Origin of the sequence: Nodosilinea sp. LEGE 07298 (assembly GCF_015207265.1) — a bacterium.
In the GTDB taxonomy this organism is placed as follows: domain Bacteria; phylum Cyanobacteriota; class Cyanobacteriia; order Phormidesmidales; family Phormidesmidaceae; genus Nodosilinea.
Genome location: NZ_JADEXE010000049.1, coordinates 1 through 19,915 on the forward strand (window position 1 = coordinate 1; position 19,915 = coordinate 19,915).

At 55.0% G+C, this 19,915-nt stretch carries 18 protein-coding genes; 10 read left to right on the top strand and 8 right to left on the bottom strand.

All coding sequences use genetic code 11. The annotated features are described in order from the left end of the window. Positions 1–38 precede the first annotated feature (38 nt). Entirely contained in the window at positions 39–896 is an 858-nt protein-coding gene (locus tag IQ273_RS09220; RefSeq protein WP_255534436.1) for an SDH family Clp fold serine proteinase, read from the bottom strand. Positions 897–1,139: 243 nt separating this feature from the next. Between IQ273_RS09220 and IQ273_RS09225 the strand changes: the two genes are divergently transcribed. Further along, positions 1,140–2,345: a PD40 domain-containing protein gene (locus tag IQ273_RS09225; RefSeq protein WP_194022881.1), complete on the top strand. Its 1,206-nt coding sequence runs from the start codon at positions 1,140–1,142 to the stop codon at positions 2,343–2,345. Here the strand turns inward: IQ273_RS09225 and dusA are convergent. Next, entirely contained in the window at positions 2,307–3,365 is a 1,059-nt protein-coding gene (gene dusA, locus IQ273_RS09230; protein WP_194022906.1) for a tRNA dihydrouridine(20/20a) synthase DusA, read from the bottom strand. The two genes, IQ273_RS09225 and dusA, sit on opposite strands and share 39 nt — an antisense overlap. 200 nt (positions 3,366–3,565) lie before the next feature. Between dusA and IQ273_RS09235 the strand changes: the two genes are divergently transcribed. Together IQ273_RS09235 and IQ273_RS09240 are read left to right on the top strand one after the other, a co-directional pair. Then, the gene (locus tag IQ273_RS09235) at positions 3,566–3,853 is read left to right on the top strand and encodes a YkvA family protein (protein WP_194022882.1); all 288 of its coding nucleotides are present in this window, start codon (positions 3,566–3,568) and stop codon (positions 3,851–3,853) included. 177 nt (positions 3,854–4,030) lie between these two features. Then, positions 4,031–4,399, top strand: a complete 369-nt coding sequence (locus tag IQ273_RS09240) for a DUF2237 family protein (RefSeq protein WP_194022883.1) — start codon at positions 4,031–4,033, stop codon at positions 4,397–4,399. A 186-nt stretch (positions 4,400–4,585) separates the two neighbouring features. Here the strand turns inward: IQ273_RS09240 and IQ273_RS09245 are convergent, their stop codons facing one another. Then, positions 4,586–4,912 (bottom strand): heavy metal-binding domain-containing protein, encoded by a 327-nt coding sequence (locus tag IQ273_RS09245; RefSeq protein ID WP_194022884.1) that lies wholly within the window; start codon positions 4,910–4,912, stop codon positions 4,586–4,588. Positions 4,913–4,925: 13 nt separating this feature from the next. Further along, positions 4,926–5,804 carry a carboxylating nicotinate-nucleotide diphosphorylase gene (gene nadC, locus IQ273_RS09250; protein WP_194022885.1) on the bottom strand — a complete coding sequence of 293 codons (879 nt, stop codon included), beginning with the start codon at positions 5,802–5,804 and terminating at the stop codon, positions 4,926–4,928. A gap of 492 nt (positions 5,805–6,296) precedes the next feature. On the opposite strand from nadC, the gene IQ273_RS09255 reads away from it, so the two are divergent. From IQ273_RS09255 to IQ273_RS09265, 3 genes are all read left to right on the top strand, one after another. Continuing rightward, entirely contained in the window at positions 6,297–6,578 is a 282-nt protein-coding gene (locus tag IQ273_RS09255) for a 4a-hydroxytetrahydrobiopterin dehydratase (RefSeq protein WP_194022886.1), read from the top strand. A 238-nt stretch (positions 6,579–6,816) separates the two neighbouring features. Next, on the top strand, positions 6,817–8,298 hold the full coding sequence (locus IQ273_RS09260; RefSeq protein ID WP_194022887.1) for an iron uptake porin: 1,482 nt from the start codon (positions 6,817–6,819) through the stop codon (positions 8,296–8,298). A 407-nt stretch (positions 8,299–8,705) separates the two neighbouring features. Further along, the gene (locus IQ273_RS09265; protein WP_194022888.1) at positions 8,706–10,145 is read left to right on the top strand and encodes an iron uptake porin; all 1,440 of its coding nucleotides are present in this window, start codon (positions 8,706–8,708) and stop codon (positions 10,143–10,145) included. An 84-nt stretch (positions 10,146–10,229) separates the two neighbouring features. Here the strand turns inward: IQ273_RS09265 and IQ273_RS09270 are convergent, their stop codons facing one another. Beyond that, positions 10,230–10,640, bottom strand: coding sequence for a gamma-glutamylcyclotransferase (locus IQ273_RS09270; protein WP_194022889.1), 411 nt, complete (start codon positions 10,638–10,640; stop codon positions 10,230–10,232). Positions 10,641–10,832: 192 nt separating this feature from the next. Here IQ273_RS09270 and IQ273_RS09275 point away from each other — a divergent pair, with 192 nt between their 5' ends. From IQ273_RS09275 to IQ273_RS09285, 3 genes are all read left to right on the top strand, one after another. Then, a complete protein-coding gene (locus tag IQ273_RS09275) occupies positions 10,833–11,810 on the top strand; it encodes a UDP-glucuronic acid decarboxylase family protein (protein WP_194022890.1) in 978 nt (325 codons plus the stop codon). Positions 11,811–11,930: 120 nt separating this feature from the next. Continuing rightward, positions 11,931–13,319 carry a UDP-glucose/GDP-mannose dehydrogenase family protein gene (locus IQ273_RS09280; protein WP_194022891.1) on the top strand — a complete coding sequence of 463 codons (1,389 nt, stop codon included), beginning with the start codon at positions 11,931–11,933 and terminating at the stop codon, positions 13,317–13,319. A gap of 95 nt (positions 13,320–13,414) precedes the next feature. Next, positions 13,415–14,248: an SWIM zinc finger family protein gene (locus tag IQ273_RS09285; protein ID WP_194022892.1), complete on the top strand. Its 834-nt coding sequence runs from the start codon at positions 13,415–13,417 to the stop codon at positions 14,246–14,248. On the opposite strand, the gene IQ273_RS09290 is transcribed toward IQ273_RS09285, so the two are convergent. From IQ273_RS09290 to IQ273_RS09300, 3 genes are all read right to left on the bottom strand, one after another. Beyond that, positions 14,240–15,022: an HpsJ family protein gene (locus tag IQ273_RS09290; RefSeq protein ID WP_194022893.1), complete on the bottom strand. Its 783-nt coding sequence runs from the start codon at positions 15,020–15,022 to the stop codon at positions 14,240–14,242. The two genes, IQ273_RS09285 and IQ273_RS09290, sit on opposite strands and share 9 nt — an antisense overlap. Before the next feature lie 124 nt (positions 15,023–15,146). Next, positions 15,147–16,910 (bottom strand): peptide ABC transporter substrate-binding protein, encoded by a 1,764-nt coding sequence (locus IQ273_RS09295; protein WP_194022894.1) that lies wholly within the window; start codon positions 16,908–16,910, stop codon positions 15,147–15,149. Between the two features lie 253 nt (positions 16,911–17,163). Continuing rightward, positions 17,164–18,057 (bottom strand): DUF6492 family protein, encoded by an 894-nt coding sequence (locus tag IQ273_RS09300; RefSeq protein ID WP_194022895.1) that lies wholly within the window; start codon positions 18,055–18,057, stop codon positions 17,164–17,166. Positions 18,058–18,336: 279 nt separating this feature from the next. Here IQ273_RS09300 and IQ273_RS09305 point away from each other — a divergent pair, with 279 nt between their 5' ends. Next, on the top strand, positions 18,337–19,827 hold the full coding sequence (locus IQ273_RS09305) for a hypothetical protein (RefSeq protein ID WP_194022896.1): 1,491 nt from the start codon (positions 18,337–18,339) through the stop codon (positions 19,825–19,827). Positions 19,828–19,915: the final 88 nt, after the last annotated feature.

Below are 19,915 nucleotides of genomic sequence, written 5' to 3' on the forward strand. Positions count from 1 at the left end.
CACCCACCCATCTACCCACCTACTCCACAGCTCCTGGCTCAAGCCGATCGCCCCTTACTCACCGGCAGCGCTGGCGGATTCTGGTAAGGCATAGGAATGTACTGCACTGTAGGTCGCCCCATCATTGGCTGGGGGTAGAGATCCATCAGGTTGTAGATCTCCAGCGGCAGGCCCACTGTTATCGGCAGGCCCATGTCAGTAGCTTCTTCTACGGCGATCGGGTAGTCGTGGGTGACTTGGCCAGTGGTGAGGCGATCGATAATTTTGTCAATGTTGGCGGGGTCGACTTTTTGCTGTGGAATCGCATCTTCTAGCAGGGCGCGTACAAACCGCTGCACCTGCGCGATCGCTTTACGGGCTAAATCAGCTGTGACCAGGGTTTGATCGTCGATTTTCTCGGGCGGCTTGGCTTCCAGCACCGCGAGAATGCTGGCCGCTGCCACATTGCCCAACTGTGGATCCACCGGCCCCAAAACAGCATTTTCATCCATCACAATTTCGTCGGCAGCCATCGCCAGCATGGTGCCACCGCTCATAGCGTAGTGGGGTACAAACACCGTCACCTTAGCGCTATGGCGCAGCAGCGCTCGGGCAATTTGCTCGGTGGCCAGTACCAAGCCACCAGGGGTATGCAAAATTAGGTCAATGGGCACGTTCGACGGCGTAAGGCGAATGGCCCGCAAAATTTGCTCAGAATCTTCGATATTAATAAATCGGGAAATGGGAATGCCCAGCAGACTAATCGACTCTTGCCGATGAATGAGCAAGATCACCCGACTGCCCCGCTGCTGCTCTAGATTGCGAATGGCGCTAATGCGTCGCGACTCCACCAGGCGGCGCTGAATGGCGGGCTGAACGAAGGAAAAAATCAAAAAGATAAAAAATAAGCTGATCATGTTCATAAGCTGAAGAATAGATACAGCACCGGTATTAACGCCCTGACTGGAACGCTGACCGCTATTTGGGGTCAGTAAACATTAGAGCTAGTACATCGGCTGGCAGAGCGTAGTACTTCTAGCATCTCAGAAACCGAACGATGATGGCTGGCTAGGTTAGTCAAACCCAGGGCTAAAATCGATCGACGTAGCAGCCCGAGTCGTGGCTATGATCACACATGGAATATTTAAGGACGTGGAACTGTGATTAAACCCTCTGTGGCGGCGCTTACCACTGGGCTCATGGCTTTTGCTATAACGGCGGGCCATGCTGCCGATTTATCGTTTGCGACTCCAGAGGGGTTGTTTCGCCTAGAGACCGGAGGCGATCGCGAGTCTCTGCTGTCAGGGGGCGATCGCGCCTTCAATGCCCTAGCCTGGTCTAGCGATGGGCAACGGCTGGCGGTGGTTCAAAACTATGGTGAAGTCTACCGTCTTGAGCCTGGGTCCGATGAGCCAGAACTGGTATTTACGAGCGATTGCCAGCGTCTACCTACCATCGATCTCGCCTGGCAACGCGATGGCGACTTGGTCATTTTGCAGCGCTGCCCTGCCTCTATTGCTGGCGGGCTGGGTCAGGTTAGGCTTTTCCTCAGTGCCTCCAGCGGAGCGCTAACCCCCCTAGATATTTCGCCTGAAACCCTAGAGTCTGACTTGCACCTAGCCCCAGATGGTAGCCAGGTAGCCTACGTAACAGGCCAGCATATCTTTGTAGCGGCCCTAGACGGCAGCCGCCCTCGTCGGGTCACCCAAACTCCTGGCATCTATGGCGCTGCTGGTAGCCCCCTGGCCTGGTCACCCGACGGTACGCGCCTGGCCTTTTATGAAGGCAGCTACCCGTTTCAACGGCTGAATGTAGTAGGGGTTGACGGGAGCGATCGCCGCGTTCTCACCCCCGATCCTGATTTTCAGATTTATCGCAGTCGCGTGCTGTGGTCGCCCGATGGTCGCTACATCGCCTTCTACCAGCCGTTTAATCCACCCTTCAGCAACCAGGAAGTGATTGCCCTGGTCAATGTCAACACTGCTGAAACCCAGGTGCTGACCCGGCCCGGCTTTTACGATGCCCTCAGCTGGGCACCCAACAGTCAGCAATTGGTCCTGGCTTCGGGGGCACAGGTAGGGCAGCAAACCGTATTTCGACTCGATTTGGTCGATCAAGAGTTTACGCCCCTCACCAGCCAACCCCTGCAAAACGTCTTAGAAAGCCAGTGGTCACCTACAGGCGACTGGGTCGCGTTTACCGCCACGCCGCCCGACGACTCCATGGGCACCCAGGTGCTGTATCAGGTGCGCCCTGATGGCAACGAATTGACCTCCCTGACCAGCATCGACGAATACGTTTACCCGTTTGTCTGGATCCCTACGCCCCTAGCCACAGAAACCCAGGGGTTGAGCGAAGCTCCCTAGCTGGGTTTGAATCTCGCTCTGACGCTGCACCGCAGCCATGGCCTGCCGCACTACCTCCACCCCGGCCCCTGGCTTACACGATTCCTCGGTTAAAATTTGCTTCCACAGGCGGCTACCGGGCTGCCCGGCAAACAGCATCAGCATGTGGCGGGTAATTTTGTTCAGCTTCAGCCCCTGGTCTACCCAGTGACCAATGTAGGGCAGCATTGCCTCAACTACCTGCTGACGACTGAGGGCAGGCTCGTCTGTAGCAAAAAAACGCTGGTCAACTGCTGAGAACCGGTAGGGATGGTCGTAGGCGGCTCGCCCAATCATCACGCCGTCTACCTGAACGAGTTGTTCGCTCACCTGATCGAGACGTGTAAAGCCACCGTTGATTTCAACCCACAGGTGCGAAAAGTCTTGCTTCAGACGATGCACATCGCCGTAGCGTAGCGGTGGAATAGTGCGATTGTCTTTGGGGCTCAGCCCCTGCAGCCAAGCCTTGCGGGCATGAACGGTAAAGTGTCGGCAGCCAGTTTGGGCCACAGTGTCAACGAACGTTGCCATGTCTTCGTAGCGATCGCGATCGTCTATCCCAATGCGGTGCTTGACGCTGACGGGCAGCGGGCTGGCCGCCAGCATCGCCGCAATCCCCTCGGCGACGCGATCGGGCTGGGCCATCAGGCAGGCCCCAAAGTTACCGCTGCGGACGCGATCGCTGGGGCAGCCCACATTTAGATTAATGGCGTCGTAGCCAAAGTCGGCGGCGACACGGGCGCAGGTAGCCAGCAGTTGAGGGTCGTCGCCGCCTACCTGTAGCACCAGGGGCGATTCGCTGGGGGTAAAGCCCAGCAGGTGGTCGCGATCGCCGTGCAAAATCGCCTGGGCCGTCACCATCTCGGTGTAAAGCAGGGTGTGTCGGGTAATCTGCCGCATCAAGTAGCGGTAGTGGCGATCGGTGCGATCCATCATCGGCGCAATGCTGATCGGCACCTCAATGGCTGTCGCTATCCCCGATTGGCGGCGATCCAATTTCATCGATACGGTCACAGAACCACGCATTTTGGTCATCTTGGTCTACGTAGTCTAGCATTTCTGTTCCGGTCACTTAGAGGCTCTCATCACCCTGCGGAATTGGGATGGGTGCGGTTCTCCACGGTTTTAGATCAGTTTTCTACACTGGGTTATCGCCAGTATTTTTGACATGATTTAAGTATCAAGTACAGGTGAATAGCTCAATGAACAATGCGATCGGCTCCTTTTATAACTGGTACAAGGCGACCCTGCGCAATACCAAATATCGCTGGGTCTTGGTTTTAGGAACCCTACTTTACCTGGTTTCTCCTATCGATATTTCTCCCGACTTTCTGCCAATTATTGGCTGGGTTGATGATGGTCTGCTGGCCACGTTGCTCGTCACTGAGCTATCTCAGATTGCGCTGGAGCACCTGAACAAGCGCAAGCAATCCAATACTGGCGAAACCGATGCTGCTGCCGTAGACCCCATCACCACGGTTGAAGTTTAGGCTCAGCTGGTCAACTCCTGCCGAGTTTTCACAGCGTCATCAAGTTCGTCAAACCTATCTCTATTGAGGGGCTGTCGGCCAGACAGCCCCTTTTTCAGCTCACTACGCCAGGCTGAGTCTTGCGGTAGATTGAAAGCGAATCAATCCCGTTCTACCCCGTTCCCAAAGGACCTCCCCATGGCCACTGCCACCAATGTCTCGGGCACTGCCCTCGCCCCCTGCTGCACCTCACCGATGACCGGCTTTTACCGTGATGGCTGCTGCAATACGGGGGCAGGCGATATGGGCGTTCATGTCGTGTGCGCTCAGATGACGCCTGAGTTTTTGGCCTTTACCAAAGCCCAGGGCAACGATCTGTCTACCCCGGTGCCTGCCTTCGCGTTTCCGGGGCTAAAGCCGGGCGATCGCTGGTGTCTGTGTGCCCCTCGCTGGCAAGAAGCCCTGGATGCCGGGGTTGCCCCCCCAGTCATGCTCGAAGCCACCCACGCCTCCGCCATTGAGCACGTTGCATTGGCTGATCTCAAGCATCATGCCCTTGATAGTTAACCCAGGCATCAGGTGCCTAAACCAAATCCTTGGGATTAGCCTAGATTGGGGCTAGGAACCGGGTGCCTAGCACTCGACGGCTGAAATATGCCCACCATTCCGAATCGCTTAGCTCCCTAGCCCCCCTGCTCCCTAGCCTCCGGAGAATAGTATCTAAACTTGCGCCGCAGAGTACTAGGTGAAAAATTAAGCCAGTCGTACCGCTGTGCCGCTGGCAGCTACCATCAGCATGTTGCCGCCGTTGTTGATCTCTAGTGATTCGTAATCAATATCGATGGCAATAATGGCGTCTGCCCCCATCTCCTTGGCAGCCTGCATCATTTCCTTGATGGCTGTATTGCGGGCCTGACGTAGTGAATGCTCGTAGGCCCCCGATCGCCCGCCCACGACATCGCGAATACCCGCAAAAAAGTCTTTAAAGATGTTAGCCCCCAAAATGGCCTCGCCATTGACCAGGCCACAGTATTCGATGACCTGGCGACCGTCAACATTGGGGCCGGTAGTTAAGATCATGGGCTGCCTCGGGTTAAACCGCTTTAGAACTCACTTGCATACTAATATCTAGCCACGGAGCTCGGGTAATGGGGGCACTGCTGGAAATAAAATCTACCCCCGTCGCCGCAATCGGCTTCAGGGTCTCTAGGGTAACGTTGCCAGACGCCTCGATCTTGACCGCTGGTTTCTGCGACCGAATGCGCTCAACCGCTGTCTTCATCATCGCTGGCGACATATTGTCGAGCATGATGATGTCTACCGGGCAGGCGATCGCCTCGTCAACCTGTTCGAGCGAGCTGGTTTCGACCTCCACCGTCATCGGGTAGGGGATGGCCGAGCGAATTTGAGCGACCGCCGCCTGAATGCTCCCAGCGGCAGCAATGTGGTTGTCTTTAATCATGACCGCATCATCCAGCCCCATGCGGTGATTGATAGCACCACCAACTCGACTGGCATACTTTTCGAGCTGGCGCAGACCGGGAGTTGTCTTGCGCGTATCAACTAGCCGGGCAGGACTGTCGGCGAGTTGGTCAACGTACTGACGAGTGGCGGTGGCAATGCCGCTCAGCCGCATGACCAGATTAAGCGCCACCCGTTCGCCCGTTAGCAGGGCCGCCAAATTGCCGCTGATTTTGGCAAGGGTGGTCTCTGCGGCACAGGCGTCACCTTCGCTTACCAACGGCTCAAAGCTGAGGTCGCCGTCAAGCTGCTGAAACAGTCGGTGAGCAAAGGGCAGCCCAGCAATAACGCCGGGGGCACGAGTGACCCAAAGGGCCAGCCCTGGCTGCTGTGCTAAGGCCCCTAGCCCAACCGTCGTCCAGTCGCCACGGCCAACGTCTTCGCGCAGCCAGGCTCGTAGATACTCATCTAGATTGCTCTCGACAATAGGTACAGGGGTATTGAGGGGCATCGGTTAGGGTCTCTGGAAAGGGCCTAGTGGGTTAGCAATCATGGGTTAAACCCGACAAGGTCACAATTTCTGCCACAGCCAGAAAAATTGTGTTAACTTACGAGTAATGCCGCTGTTACGGCAGCTAACTCTACAGATTTTACCGTTTAGTATTCAGGAGGTGATGCTCATGCAAGAGAGTAGTAAACGCATGGGTCTTCAGGTTGAGATCAGCCGGCTGTGTGCCGGGGCTGTGCTCTAGCTTCAGTGTTGGTTGCTTCGGCGACTAGCTAAGCTCTCGAAGCTGGCTGAATAGGGTTCCTCCCGGCAGTCAGGTTCAACCTAAGATCCAACTAGACCGCCCCTGCTTCGGAAGCTTGTCTTCCCCTGGCAGGGGCGGATAGCTTTTAAAAGGGGTTTACGTTTTTTGCCAAGGCTTAGAAAAGCGATCGCAACCCTGGCTAATATGCGCTCCACCCTTAAGATAAAAGGGCAGCCCACCTCTTCATAACTATGGCTTCCCTCCTTAGCGATCGCGATATTCAAACCAAGCTCAGTCAGCTCCCCGACTGGAGTCTGGACGGCAAGACCATTACCTGCACTCGCACCTTCAAAGACTTTGTTACCGCCATCGACTTTGTCAACCAGCTGGTCGAGCCTGCCGAGGCCGCTGGACACCACCCTGACTTGCAAATTTCTTACAACCGCGTAACTATCAGCCTGTCCACCCACGACGCTGGCGGGCTAACCGAGAAAGACTTTGCTATGGCCCAGACTATTTCTGCCCTAGGCTAACCCAAAGCAACGCTTGAACTTGGCGTTCGCAATCGATCACATTTTTAACAATTAAGAGGATCTGTATGCCTAGCTAACTCAGCATACGGATCTTTTTTTTATTTGCCTCATAAATTTAATAATATTCATTATCAATTGCATGGCTGGACATAAAGCCCTTCATGGTGCGCTTTTTTGAGTTTTATTGAGAATGTATGTCAACAAGGCCTCTCTTAATGGTGTGAGGAAAAGATATCATATGGCAAAGCTATTCTGGCAATCTTTGTTGGCTGTGCCCGCTGCTTTGGGTGCGGCTGTTGCTGTCTCTGGTTCTGCGATCGCGGCTGAATCCGCTGTCGTCACCACTCAAGGTAGCAACCTCGACCAAGGGGTTGTTCAACTAGCGCAAACTACCAGCGTTTCCGAACTGACCGACGTGCTGCCCTCTGACTGGGCCTTCCAGGCGCTACAAAGCCTGAGTGAGAACTACGGTTGTATGCAGGGCTACCCCAACCGCACCTTTCGCGGTCAGCGCAGCCTCACTCGCTTTGAGTTCGCCGCTGGTCTCAACTCCTGCTTAGATGTCATCGCTAACCCGATCGCGCTGTCGGGCGTCAGCACCGACGAGATCGTCCTGGCTACCATTCGCCGTCTGCAAGAAGAGTTTCAGGCTGAACTGGCTACCCTACGTGGTCGCGTCGACGCCCTCGAAGCTGAAACCGCTACCCTACGGGCTCAGCAATTCTCCACCACCACCAAACTGCGTGGTCAGGCTGACTTCCACTTAATCACGCCCTTTGACACCATTCCTGACGAAACCAGCACCAGTGTTGCCGCTCGGGCTCGTCTTAACTTTGACTCCAGCTTTACGGGCGAAGATCGCCTACGCATTCGTTTGCAGGGTGGCGATGGGAATGCCTTTGAATCCTTGTATGGCCTAGCCAGTGCTGGCGGCAGCAACTATGACATCACGATCGATGACTTCTACTACAGCTTCCCGGTTGGTAACCGCATTACCGTCACCGCTGCGGCCCGAGGTCTTTCTGGCGATGACTGGGTCGTCAGCACAATTCTTCCTTTCGATGGCCCCGCTGTAGCCGATGCTGGCAACCCTAGGTTCTACGCGACTGGCGGCAGCTCCTCCAACGGTGCTGGTGCTGGGGTTAGCATCGCTTTGACCGATAACATCGTGCTTGATGCTGGCTATACCGCTTCTAACCCTGGTGGGGCTATTAACCCTGCTGTTGGTGTTTTCGCGGCGGCTGAACAGAGCTATATTGCTCAGCTCAGCTACATCAGTGATGGATTTCTGGATCTGGGCATTGCTTACATGCACAACGACCAGTCCGAGGGTTTCGCGCTCAACAATACTGGAATTGCTGCTCCCGCTGGTGCTACTGATACCTTCGCTGGCCTGCTGAATCTCGACTTTGGTGGTTTCTTTATCGCCGGTCATGGCGCTTTCCAGTCTTTCAATGGTGGGGATGACTTTAGCTGGACCGCTGGTCTTGGCTTCAACAACTTCCTGGCTGAAGGCGCTCAGCTGGGCGTCTACGGCGGTCAACTGCCTCAGCTAGCTGGCTATGCTGATAACCCCTTCCTAGTTGAGGGTTATTACGAAATTCCCTTTAACCAGTTCCTGACTATTACCCCTGCGGTAATCTACGGTGACACTGGCCTGGCTGGCGTCACTGACCAAACCGGTTTCTGGGGTGCTTTGCGTGCCACCTTCAGATTCTAAGGTTTAGAACTCGTTGGAGACGCTGGAGGCATCAGCTTCTAGCGTCCTTCAAGTCCTTCTCGGAGTTCAAGAGTTAGCCTAAATGCTTGGCACAAGCGGTTTTAGCTCCAGACACGCCGCATTTTCAAAGAGCCATCAAACCACTGTTGACCCTGAGTTGTAGTCGGGGAACCTTACATTAGTAGAGTGCGTCTGATGGGGTAGTTATCGGTCTGGTCTTATTGGTCAAACCGATCTAGCCGATACAGAGTATATCTGCTACTATCGGTTTTGGATGTACGTGAGGTTCAGTCACTCTAATCCCGTATCCGGGTTGGAGTTGAACCGGTTAAATAGGAATGGCTTAAGCCAACCCTGCTTTGAAGTACACGATAAGCCTTGTATAAGGTGTGAGGAGAAAATTACGAATGGCTAAGTTATTTTGGCAATCTTTGCTGGCTGTGCCCGCTGCTCTAGGCGCAGCTGTTGCTGTTTCTGGCTCTGCGATCGCAGCTGAGGCTGCTGCCCCCCAGGTCAGCAACTTCGACCAAGACTCTGTTCAACTGGCTCAAATTACCAGCGTTTCCGAACTGACCGATGTTCTGCCCTCTGACTGGGCCTTTCAGGCACTCCAGAGCTTGGTCGAGAACTACGGTTGTATTCAGGGCTATCCCGACCGCACTTTCCGTGGTCAGCGCAGCCTAACTCGCTTCGAGTTCGCCGCTGGTCTCAACTCCTGCTTGGACGTGATCGCTACTCTGATCGCTCAGTCGGGCATCAACCCCGATGACCTGGCTACCATCCGTCGCCTGCAAGAAGAGTTCCAGGCTGAACTGGCTACCCTACGCGGTCGCGTCGATGCTCTGGAAGCCGAGACTGCTACCCTGCGTGCTCAGCAGTTCTCCACCACCACTAAACTACGTGGTCAGGCTGACTTCAACTTGGTTACCCCCATTGACACCGTTGCTGGTGAATCTAGCACCAGCTTTGCGGGTCGGGCTCGTTTGAACTTTGATTCCAGCTTCACCGGTAACGACCGCTTGCGCATTCGCCTCCAGGGTGGCGACGGTAATGCCGTCGTTCCCCTCGGTGGTCTGGCCAATGCTGGCGGTGCCAACTACGACATCACCATCGACGACTTCTACTACAGCTTCCCCATCGGTAGCCGCCTGACTGTAACGGCTGCTGCTCGTGGTCTCTCGGGTGACGATTGGGTTACCAGCACCATCGTGCCTTTCGACGGTCCTTCTGTAGCTGACGCTGGTGGTCCTCAGTTCTATGACTTTGGTGGCAGCTCCTCCAACGGTGCTGGTGTTGGTCTGAGCTTCGCTCTAACCGACAATATCGTCCTTGACGCTGGCTACACCGCTTCTAACCCCGGTGGCGCTATTACTCCCACCGTGGGTATTTTCGCTGCTGCTGACCAGAGCTATATTGCTCAGCTCAGCTTCTTGAGCGACGGCTTCCTTGATGCTGCTGTTGCTTACCAACATAGCGATGGTGTGGGTATTGGTTTGCCTGGTTCCACCGATACCTTCGCTGGTCTGTTGAACCTCGACTTTGGCGGCTTCTTCGTCGCTGGTCACGGTGCTTACACCACCTTTACGGGTGGTAACGACTTCAGCTGGACGGCTGGTGTTGGTTTCAACAACTTCCTGGCTGAAGGCACTCAACTCGGTGTCTATGGTGGTCAACTGCCCACTACTGGTGCCGAAAACCCCTTCATCATTGAAGGTTATTACGAGATTCCCTTTAACCAGTTCCTAACCATCACTCCCGCCGTCATCTATGGTGACGTCAACTCTGGTCTTGCTGGCGCTGACGATACCGGTTTCTGGGGTGCTCTGCGTGCCACCTTCCGTTTCTAAGTTGATTAAATCAACTGTTGAGTTAGCTAGGTTGTTCTAGCAAAAAGGCTCTGCCAGATTTGGCAGAGCCTTTTTTTTAAATTCTTAAAGTGCTTTGGGTTCAGTCCAGTCGCCGTGCGGTAGCCATTGACCTCCTAGCGTAGTGACGCGATCGCGCGTCATGGTATAAATCCAGGCGGTTTTTAGGGGCTGTCGCTGTGGATTGAAGATAAGGTAGCGATCGCGCTGATATTCGCTGCTCTCGGGGCGATCGGGGTAGTACTCTTCAAAGGCGTCAATGGCGCGTAGACAAGCAGGGCTAGAGAACATGAGCAGCATTCCGTGCACCCAGCCCGTTTCTAAAGTCATAGCCGGATAGCCCAGCGGTAGATGGTACAAGCGACCTCTAGCTAAGGCCTGCTGGCTAGCCACCACGTAAGGCGCGCAGAAATTAGCAAATGCTCGTTCTCCCGGCTTTAGAGTGCCGTAAACAAATAGTGGGCAGAGGGTATCCATAGATCGGGGGGGCCAAATGGGCAGACGAATGATGGCTCCTATGCTATGAATGAAACTTTACGAAGAATTAGTAAATTCATCAAAACTAAAGCGGCAGGAGTGTGATCTCCGGATACTTGCTCCTGGGAAAAGTAAGCTTAGTGGAACGCTGTGCACTTATCGTCTATAAAACATCGCACTGGTTAACTTGCTATGAGAATTTTAGTCACTGGTGGAGCCGGGTTTATTGGCTCCCACCTAATTGATCGCCTGATGACAGCTGGCAATGAAGTTATCTGTCTAGATAATTTTTATACAGGTCATCGTCATAACCTACTACACTGGCTCGATCATCCCTATTTTGAGGTCATTCGCCACGACGTAACCGAACCTCTTCGGCTGGAGGTCGACCAGATTTATCACCTGGCCTGCCCTGCTTCGCCAGTGCATTACCAGTACAATCCGGTTAAAACCATCAAAACCAACGTGATGGGTACTCTCAATATGTTGGGTTTGGCTAAACGAGTGAAAGCTCGGTTTTTGCTGGCGTCTACCTCTGAAGTCTATGGCGACCCCGAGGTACATCCTCAGTCTGAGGAGTATCGGGGCAACGTCAACCCCATTGGCATTCGCAGCTGCTACGACGAAGGTAAACGCGTTGCCGAAACCCTGGCCTTCGATTATCACCGCCAAAACAACGTTGATATTCGGGTAGCCCGTATTTTTAACACCTACGGTCCCCGTATGCTCGAAAATGATGGCCGTGTAGTGAGCAACTTTGTGGTGCAGGCGCTTCAAGGTAAGCCTCTCACGATCTATGGCACTGGCGCACAGACCCGCAGTTTTTGCTATGTGTCTGACCTGGTAGAGGGGTTGATGCGGCTGATGAATGGTGACTATATTGGCCCAGTTAACCTGGGTAATCCCGATGAGTACACCATTTTGCAGCTGGCCCAGGCGGTGCAGTCGATGGTCAACCCTGACGCTGAGCTGGTTTATAAGCCGCTGCCTCAGGATGACCCCCAGCGGCGTAAGCCCGATATTACCCGCGCCAAAACGTTCCTTGGCTGGAGCCCAACGGTACCTCTGCAAGAGGGGCTAAAGCTCACTATTGACGATTTTCGCGATCGCTTCAATCAGCAAGGAACAACCACGGAGCTGCCGTCGACCCTAAACTCTGTGGCAGGTTAACCGTGGGCTGCCCATAGCTGGGCTGCTGCTCAGTCGTGGGCTCATCGCTGACAGGTAAGGGCTATTTAGCCTGCTAGGAAACCCTCGAGAGTACATAAAGTAAAGTAAGGAGTATTTTCTATGCATGTATGTGTAATTGGTACCGGCTATGTAGGCCTAGTAACTGGCGTGTGCCTAGCCCACGTGGGCCACGATGTTGTCTGTATTGATGTAAATGAGGAAAAGGTTAAGCTCATGCAGTCTGGGCAGTCGCCCATTTTTGAGCCAGGCCTGTCTGAACTGATGAAGTCGTCAATGTCGGCGGGACACCTCCAGTTTTCTACTGATTTAAAAGCGGGGGTTGAGCATGGTGAAGTTCTCTTCATTGCCGTAGGTACGCCAGCGCTGCCCACTGGCGAAAGCGATACCCGCTACGTTGAAGCCGTGGCCAAGGGCATTGGCACCCACCTCAACGGCGGCTATAAGGTCATTGTGAATAAATCTACAGTACCGATTGGCTCCGGCGACTGGGTGCGCATGATCGTGCTTGATGGGGTGGCAGAGCGTCAGTTAGCCCCTGTAACCGCTGGAGGTATTCCTGAAACTACTCACCCTGAAGTAGCAGCCGACTTTGATGTCGTTAGCAACCCTGAGTTTTTGCGGGAGGGATCGGCAGTGTACGATACCTTTAACCCCGATCGCATTGTGTTGGGTAGTAACAGCCCCCGCGCTATCGCCATGATGAAAGAACTCTACACTCCCGTTGTAGAGCGGCGCTTTGCTGAAGATTCTAACGCTGCACCCGTCCCGGTGTTGGTGACAGACCTCAGCTCGGCAGAAATGGTGAAGTACGCATCTAACGCCTTTTTAGCGACCAAGATCAGCTTCATTAATGAAGTCGCTAATATTTGCGATCGCGTCGGAGCCGATGTTACTCAGGTAGCCCAGGGCATCGGCCTTGATTCTCGCATTGGCAAAAAGTTTTTGCAAGCAGGCATTGGCTGGGGCGGCTCGTGCTTTCCGAAAGACGTAGCAGCCCTCATTCACACTGCCGATGACTATGGTTATGAAGCTCAACTGCTCAAGGCTGCCGTAGATGTGAACAATCGGCAGCGCCAGATCACCCTTGAAAAGCTTCAGCAAGTGCTCAAGATTCTCAAGGGCAAAACCGTTGGCCTGCTGGGTCTCACCTTTAAGCCCGACACCGATGACATGCGCGATGCGCCCTCGCTCATTTTGATCGAGCAGCTCAATCGCCTGGGAGCCAAGGTTAAGGCCTACGATCCGATTGTTTCCCAAAGTGGGCTACGCCATGGATTAACCGGTGTCATTGTTGAAACCGACGCTACCCATCTGGCTGATCACTGCGATGCGCTAGTGTTGGTCACCGATTGGCAGCAGTTTCAAGACCTCGACTACGCCGATATGGCTCAGCGGATGAACAGCCCCATCCTGATTGATGGCCGCAACGTTCTCGATCGCGAAATGCTGGTGAGAGCTGGGTTCCAATACCACGGTATTGGTCGCTAGTTGTCCTGACCAAGTCAGCCGACTGATTCAGCCCTGGGAAACCTTAGCGTTTCTTAGGGCTGTAAACTGTGAATAGTTAACCCATTCGCTTTGCTATGACCTCTTATCAGGCTTCCTCTAGCCCTGCCTACGCCCTTGAAGACGAAGCCTGGTGGGTGCAGCGCTGGGTTGAATTGCTCAATACCTACCGATTTAAAAAGCGTCTGGAGCGCGGTCGTATTTACGCTCGGGAAGGGCACATTCTCAGCCTTGAATATAAGGGCTCTAAAGTGACAGCTCTGGTACAAGGTACCGCTGAAGAACCCTACAAGCTCTCCATTTGGCTCGATGCTTTTAGCGACGAGGACTGGAACTACGTCATTGACTCCCTCTCGGAGCAGGCTATTTATTCAGCGCAGCTGCTAGCTGGAGAAATGCCAGCCGAAATTGAATCGGTTTTTACCGCCAACGGGCTCAGTCTATACCCGTTTAACCTATCGGAAGTGCACTCTAAGTGCAGCTGCCCCGATCCTAAAAATCCCTGTAAGCACATTGCGGCGGTGTATTACCAACTGGGCGATTTCTTTCGAGAAGACCCGTTTGTGCTGTTTCAGCTACGGGGCCGCAGCCGTGACAGCATTTTAGATGCCCTGCGGCAGCGACGACAGAGCAACGCTGCTCCGGCAGAGTCACCTTTGGTTAGCGAAGCAGAGGCCACAACCACGCTAGAGCCAAAATCTGGCTCTAGCGGTCTCGATCTACAGCAGTTTTGGGCCTATGGCGACCCCTTAGACCCAGAGCTGGTAGTCATTACTCCGGCTGAAACTACGGTGCTTGACGTACTGGGCAAGATGCCGCTGCCGCCGGAGGATGCGCCTGCGGTAATGAGCCACCTGAAGGAGATTTACCAGGCAACGGCTCAGCAGGCGATGATACAGGCTTTAGGCTGACCGGGTAAGGGATAGCAACCGTCTGAGGCCAAGCCAGCCGATGATGGAAAATCCTGCCGCTAAAAGTAGGCTAATGACAGAAATACGGATGCCTGAACGCCAGGCCTCTGTTCTAACCTGTCGCTCGGCTTCAGCCCGACGGGTACCAATTTCAGCTTCGATCTGCTGCTGGGCTTGGTCTGCTCGCTGCTGCAAAAACTGACTGAGGCCTTCGGGGTCATTGCGATACTGCTCAATGTCAGGGGGTAGCTGACCGCTTTGAATGGCCTGGTCGAGGAGTTCTTCATTTTGCAAGACGGCCCCCAGCTGGCTTTGCTGTTGACTCAGTTCTGTGGAGAGTCGCTGCTGTAGCTGAGTGGCTGCTTCGCCAGCTTCGGTTCCTACCTGGGCCAGGGCCGTTTGGCTAGAGAGTCGCACAGCGTTGAGGTGCAGCAGGGTAAGGAGCAAATAAACCAGCCCTAGGATGCTCGCCAAAGCACACGCCCAAAAACGCAGGTCAGTCGTTAGGCTCTTGCGCTGAACTGTGCGACCCACGGAGCTATCTACCCATAGACCGACCAGCAGCAGCGCAATGCCGATGAGGGGAACAATGCCGCGATCGACCAGTTGAGTAGTAGTGGCTAGCTGCCACTGCACATTGGTGAGGTTGGGGGGGATGAGCAGAATGAGAAAGTCTAGCAGGGCTGACAAAATGGCGATCGCGCCAGCTACCTTAAGGGCGATCGCGGCCAGGGGAGACGCCACCGGACTGGTAACAGCGGGTTCTGAAGTCATAGAGTTGGTCACTTGCTACAAGTTACCATTCTGCCCTGGCTGGTCCAGAAAACCACAAAATCGCTACAAAAGATTGGGGGTTGGCCAGTCGTGTTCTGTTACCTGAAGCAGGGCTAGCGCTCGGCTATAAATCACTGGGGACGGGTCGCCAATCTTTGATATCCCAGGTGCTGGCGTCCCAAGGGGTGAATTCGATTTCGGTGAGGCGATCGCTGACGGCATTGGTCATCGCCCGGTGCACCACCGGAATGACCGCTACATCCTCAGCGAGTAGTTCATTCATTTGCTGGTACAACTCGACCCGGCGATCGGGGTCGAGCTCTTGTTTAGCTTCTTCCCACAGGCGATCGTAAGTGGGGTTGCAGTAGCGGGCGTTGTTGGGCTCCTGCCACTGGTTGGCCTGGGAGGCAATTTTAGCGCAGGTCCACCAGCCCATATAGGTGCTGGGGTCTGGGCTTTCGTTGCCGATAGAGTACACCTGCATGTCGGCAAAGAAGTGGTTGAGGCTCTGGGTATCTTTGGGGTCAGCGGAGAAAAACTCGTCTAGACGCACTCGCGAAATTTGTACGTCTACACCTAGCTCTGTGAGGCTATCGCTAACAATTGACTGGGTTTTTTGGCGCACTGGGTTCACCGCCGCCTGAAACAGTACTTCTAGGGAAACTCCGTCTTTTTCGCGTAGACCGTCGCCATTGGTATCAACCCAACCCGCTTCATCAAGTAGTGCTTTGGCTTGCTCCAGGTCGTAGGTATAGGCTACCGACTTGGATTGGTAGTTAAACGGAGCGACTAGGAGCTGGGCGGTGGGCTTGCCCGCAGTACCGTAGAGTTCTTTAGCAATGGTGTCGCGATCGATAGCCATATTGATCGCCTGGCGCACCCGCAGATCGCTAAAGTAGGGGTGCGGAGTGTCTGGGTTGGAGCGCTCACCATCCTCAGTGCGGGCAAAGGGGTTGGCGAAATTTAGCATAATGCGTTCTACCTGAGAGCCAAACAGGTGAGTCACATGGCCGCTAGCGTCGGTTTCGAGCTTACTCAGGGCACCGGCCTCGACCTGCAGGTTGTGGGCAAAGTCGGCCTCGTTGGTTTGTAGCACCTCGCGGGCAGCGGCATAGGGGGCCAAGCCGCCCACAAGTTCTACGCGTTGAAACGCAGGCCGCCCGCCCCAGTAGCTGGGGTTGGGTTCATAGATTACGGTGCCGCTTTCAAAGCCTACGGCTTGGTAAGGCCCAGTACCGACGGGCTGGAGATTGGCCAGGGCGTCTCTGGCGTTGGGGCCATTGTGCTCCTCAAAAATATGGCGAGGCAACACTAACCCGGTTTGCCCCGTAAAAGGCACTGACCAGGCCGGGGTAGGGTTGGTGAAGGTAATTTTTACGGTGTAGTTATCGATCGCCTCAACTCGTTCTACCCCTTCGTAATACTGAGCCGTCGCCGCCGCCACCACCGGGTTGCGAATAAACTCAAAGGTAAACACCACATCATCAGCCGTGAAGGGTTCACCGTCTGACCAGGTCACGTCGGGTCGCAGAGTCCAGGTGACTGAGGTGCCGTCAGCAGCCACTCCACCATTTTCTGCGGACGGAACTTCGTCAGCTAAAAAGGGCACCAACTCCCCAGCCTGGTTGTAGCTGGCCAGGGGTTCATAGACAATGCGGGCGGCCTCAAAATCTTGGTAGCCGGTGGCCAAATGAGGGTTGAGGGTAACGGCAGAGCGGCTGTAGAGCAACCGCAGGGTTTGCGGATCTCGCTCTGGCGCTACTACCTTAGTCTCAGCGGTCGGAGCGGTGGCTAGATCGGTAGATTGGCTACAGGAGGTAATGGTGGTTGCTAGGGCTACGCCAGCGGCAGCCACCAGGAGTGCGGTACGAAACCCTGATCTGATCATGATCTAACGCTATTCAACCCTAAAACGACAGTGCTATCAGCTTCACCCCCGCACTTCATAGTAGACAATTTAAGTGTCTCTGCGATCGGGGGCGATCGCGGTAGTGAGGGGTAATCTTTTCGTCTACCCCTATGTCTATCAAGGGTAGGTGTCGGGTTCCCGGAAACTTTAAATTGGACTGGAACTAGCCATGGGTGGCCGCAGCCTTAGATCCTAGGAAATGGGGAAGAACTAGCTCCTAGAACATGGGTTACTAAGGCCTGGCTGAAACGTTTGTGTCCCGGTGGTGGTGCAGGTAGGGTTGATAGCGGCTAGGCTCAATGCGAGCTTTGGACGATACCATGACCGCAATATGGCTAGGCTGAGCGGCGGCAAAAAACGCGGCTAGCTGCTGGTCATTGAGGGGCTGGGTTTGCCAGTACTCATGACACAGAGGCGACCAATCATAGAAATGGTTTGCAGACTCACCCAGCACCTGGTCTACAAACACCCCGTAGAGAATGTATTCCGAAAGGGTTTTAGACCGGGCTAGGGTCTCTAGCCAAGGGCGGTCCCAAACCCGCTCTAAGTGATTGCGCAGGGCTTTGACATTACTCTGCCGCCAGCTAATCAGGTTGCCAATGTAGTTGGGGCGCACTGTTTCGCTGCAATCGCCCTCAAGCCTCAGCAATCGATAGGCTGCCGCATAGAGCGGGTCAAATTCGGGAGCGTAAAACTCAGGTACCCGAAACAGCCGCGTCTGGCCCTCTTGACTAAATTTTGTCAGGTCGAAAGGACGAATAAAGGCCACATCTGAGTCGACGAAAATGGTGGTCTGCTCGGGGGCACTTTCGGCAAAGGAGAGTTTGACGAGCTGCTGTAAAACCCAGTTACGAATGGGAGGGGTTTTCAAACTCAACCAGGCTTTGCGCACCAGGGGGAGGCGGTGAATCCAGATTGGCAGCAGCGACTCGACAGTGATGATTTCGGTGCTGCCGTAGGCCAACGACTGAAACTGTGAATAATCTCGCTGGTCAACAATGATGTAGTGCTGCATAGGGGTCTGGCTGAAGTTGCCGACGCTCTCTACCAAGAGCCTGCAGCGCTCAAAGTCAGGCCCGTAGCTAGGGGTGACCAGAGCAAAGGATGACGACACAGAAGATGACATGGTGAGGGCTGACATTATTTAAAGAGTCGAGCGGCGATCGCGGTGGTAGCACGGCTTACTAAACAAGGTGGATCGGACCTTTATTAGCTGTCTATAACCTGAGGGAGTAAATAAAAAAGACAGGTAAAAGATAGACTAAGGGCATAAAGCAGACATGTTGTAACTAAACAATCAATAAAAAAGTGAATAAATCGGCAAAATTAGCTACTCTTGGGGTCAACAACCCCTTAGTGGTTGAGTGTTGAGTGTGAGACTACGCGACCAGGATCAGGCACCATTATGACTGACACTACGGCTTCGAGTGCTTCCCCAGCCCCCCAAGGCACCCGTTCGGCAAACAACGGGGAGGAAGTTATCGAACACTCCCTAACCCAAGGAGGGGGCCAAGGCGAGGATAGTTGGGAAACGATAACATTGCCTGGTCAGCTGCCCTTGGCCGATGACTCGGGTCTGACAGCCGAAGTGGATGACATTTCTACAGTCTTGCAGAACGAGCTGGTGCCGACAGCAGCACAAGCCAATGATGCCGGTGCGGCAGAGTCGGTTGAGCCTGCCCCAGAAAACCTGGTACAGCTCATTCAAGACCTCAACCAGTGCAACGATGCGCTGCTGCTGCGCGTGACTGAGTTAGAAGACGATCTAGAGCGATCGCAGGTCGCTCTCCAGGCTGAGATTGAGCGCAACCAGGCCCAGCCTCATCCTGGTGCGTTGCCTGTAGCCGCCATTCCTGGCCCTGTGCAGCAGCAAATTGCCCAGCTGCTCAGCGAGCTTGATATCGCCAACGATGGTCTCAGGCGCACCACCATTCACAATGAGACCCTGCAAGCCGAGCTAGAGGTCAGCCTGCAGCGGGTCGCCCAGCTAGAGCGCGAGTGCACTCTCCTCCAACAGCGCTTTGGCGAGAAACACACGGCCTTGCACCAGGCCGAAGAAACCTGCCGCGACCTTAAGGCCCGCCTGCACCGCCAGCAGCGCTACACCCTGCAGTTTAAAGCTGCCTTAGAAAAGTGTTTGAATATGGCCCCTGGGGCAGCGACAACCAGCCCTACCGCCGTGCAGGGGCAACTTTTGGGCACCCCTCTGAGAGAAGAGCCAGGGCAGCCGGTCTCTATGCCGCGATCGCAGCAGATTCAGCCCTGGTCGGCTGGGCCAGGAGCGCCGACCAACAACCCCAGCCTGACTCACCTGCTGCGCGGCCTGCGGGGGCCAAGCCCCGTGCCACCTCCCACAGCACCCCAGCGCGACTTACCCCCGGCTTTAGCGCCCCAGGCAGACTTTGTCGAATCGGCAGCCGTACTTGACGCGCATTCATTGCCTCAGCCGGTGCCCGACCCAGAGCCAGCCCCCGATTCGACTCCAGTTGCCACTCCCCCGACCTTGGCCGCGCCCGACCCCTGGCTAGAGCCAGCATTGGCCCCTGAACCGGCGACACCGGATTCTGCAACACCATCGCTTTTTACTGAACCGTCTCCCTGGGGTGAGCCCATCGCCCCGGTGGCTCAACCTACACTTGTCGCCCAGCCAGCGCCGGTAGCCCCTGCGCCTTTAGAAGAGCAGCCTCCTGCCCCAGTAGCTGCTCCAGATCCCGTTTCGGCGGCCCCGAGGACGACCCCAACGGCGGCCTCAACCCCACCAGCGCTGCCGACCTATCTCAACAGCGGTAAGGCGTCGCCCTCGCCCCTGGTCTACCCCCTGCGGTCGCAGAAAAAAATTAAGACTATTGCCGCCGTTGAGCTGCCCAGCTTTGGTCGCGCGGTACGGCGTCGGTAGGCGTGTTTAGTCCTGCCAGGCCCAACAGGCCAGCAGGGCTACGGCTAACTGGCCAGTGTCAGGGTGAGCAGGTAAACAGTGTTTGCCC

Excerpts from the sequence above, each read along its gene's own strand:
- IQ273_RS09220 (WP_255534436.1), bottom strand. The coding sequence starts at position 896 with ATGATCAGCTTATTTTTTATCTTTTTGATTTTTTCCTTCGTTCAGCCC.
- dusA (WP_194022906.1), bottom strand. The coding sequence starts at position 3,365 with ATGAAATTGGATCGCCGCCAATCGGGGATAGCGACAGCCATTGAGGTG.
- IQ273_RS09235 (WP_194022882.1), top strand. The coding sequence starts at position 3,566 with ATGAACAATGCGATCGGCTCCTTTTATAACTGGTACAAGGCGACCCTG.
- IQ273_RS09240 (WP_194022883.1), top strand. The coding sequence starts at position 4,031 with ATGGCCACTGCCACCAATGTCTCGGGCACTGCCCTCGCCCCCTGCTGC.
- IQ273_RS09245 (WP_194022884.1), bottom strand. The coding sequence starts at position 4,912 with ATGATCTTAACTACCGGCCCCAATGTTGACGGTCGCCAGGTCATCGAA.
- nadC (WP_194022885.1), bottom strand. The coding sequence starts at position 5,804 with ATGCCCCTCAATACCCCTGTACCTATTGTCGAGAGCAATCTAGATGAG.
- IQ273_RS09255 (WP_194022886.1), top strand. The coding sequence starts at position 6,297 with ATGGCTTCCCTCCTTAGCGATCGCGATATTCAAACCAAGCTCAGTCAG.
- IQ273_RS09260 (WP_194022887.1), top strand. The coding sequence starts at position 6,817 with ATGGCAAAGCTATTCTGGCAATCTTTGTTGGCTGTGCCCGCTGCTTTG.
- IQ273_RS09265 (WP_194022888.1), top strand. The coding sequence starts at position 8,706 with ATGGCTAAGTTATTTTGGCAATCTTTGCTGGCTGTGCCCGCTGCTCTA.
- IQ273_RS09270 (WP_194022889.1), bottom strand. The coding sequence starts at position 10,640 with ATGGATACCCTCTGCCCACTATTTGTTTACGGCACTCTAAAGCCGGGA.
- IQ273_RS09275 (WP_194022890.1), top strand. The coding sequence starts at position 10,833 with ATGAGAATTTTAGTCACTGGTGGAGCCGGGTTTATTGGCTCCCACCTA.
- IQ273_RS09280 (WP_194022891.1), top strand. The coding sequence starts at position 11,931 with ATGCATGTATGTGTAATTGGTACCGGCTATGTAGGCCTAGTAACTGGC.
- IQ273_RS09285 (WP_194022892.1), top strand. The coding sequence starts at position 13,415 with ATGACCTCTTATCAGGCTTCCTCTAGCCCTGCCTACGCCCTTGAAGAC.
- IQ273_RS09290 (WP_194022893.1), bottom strand. The coding sequence starts at position 15,022 with ATGACTTCAGAACCCGCTGTTACCAGTCCGGTGGCGTCTCCCCTGGCC.
- IQ273_RS09295 (WP_194022894.1), bottom strand. The coding sequence starts at position 16,910 with ATGATCAGATCAGGGTTTCGTACCGCACTCCTGGTGGCTGCCGCTGGC.
- IQ273_RS09300 (WP_194022895.1), bottom strand. The coding sequence starts at position 18,057 with ATGTCATCTTCTGTGTCGTCATCCTTTGCTCTGGTCACCCCTAGCTAC.
- IQ273_RS09305 (WP_194022896.1), top strand. The coding sequence starts at position 18,337 with ATGACTGACACTACGGCTTCGAGTGCTTCCCCAGCCCCCCAAGGCACC.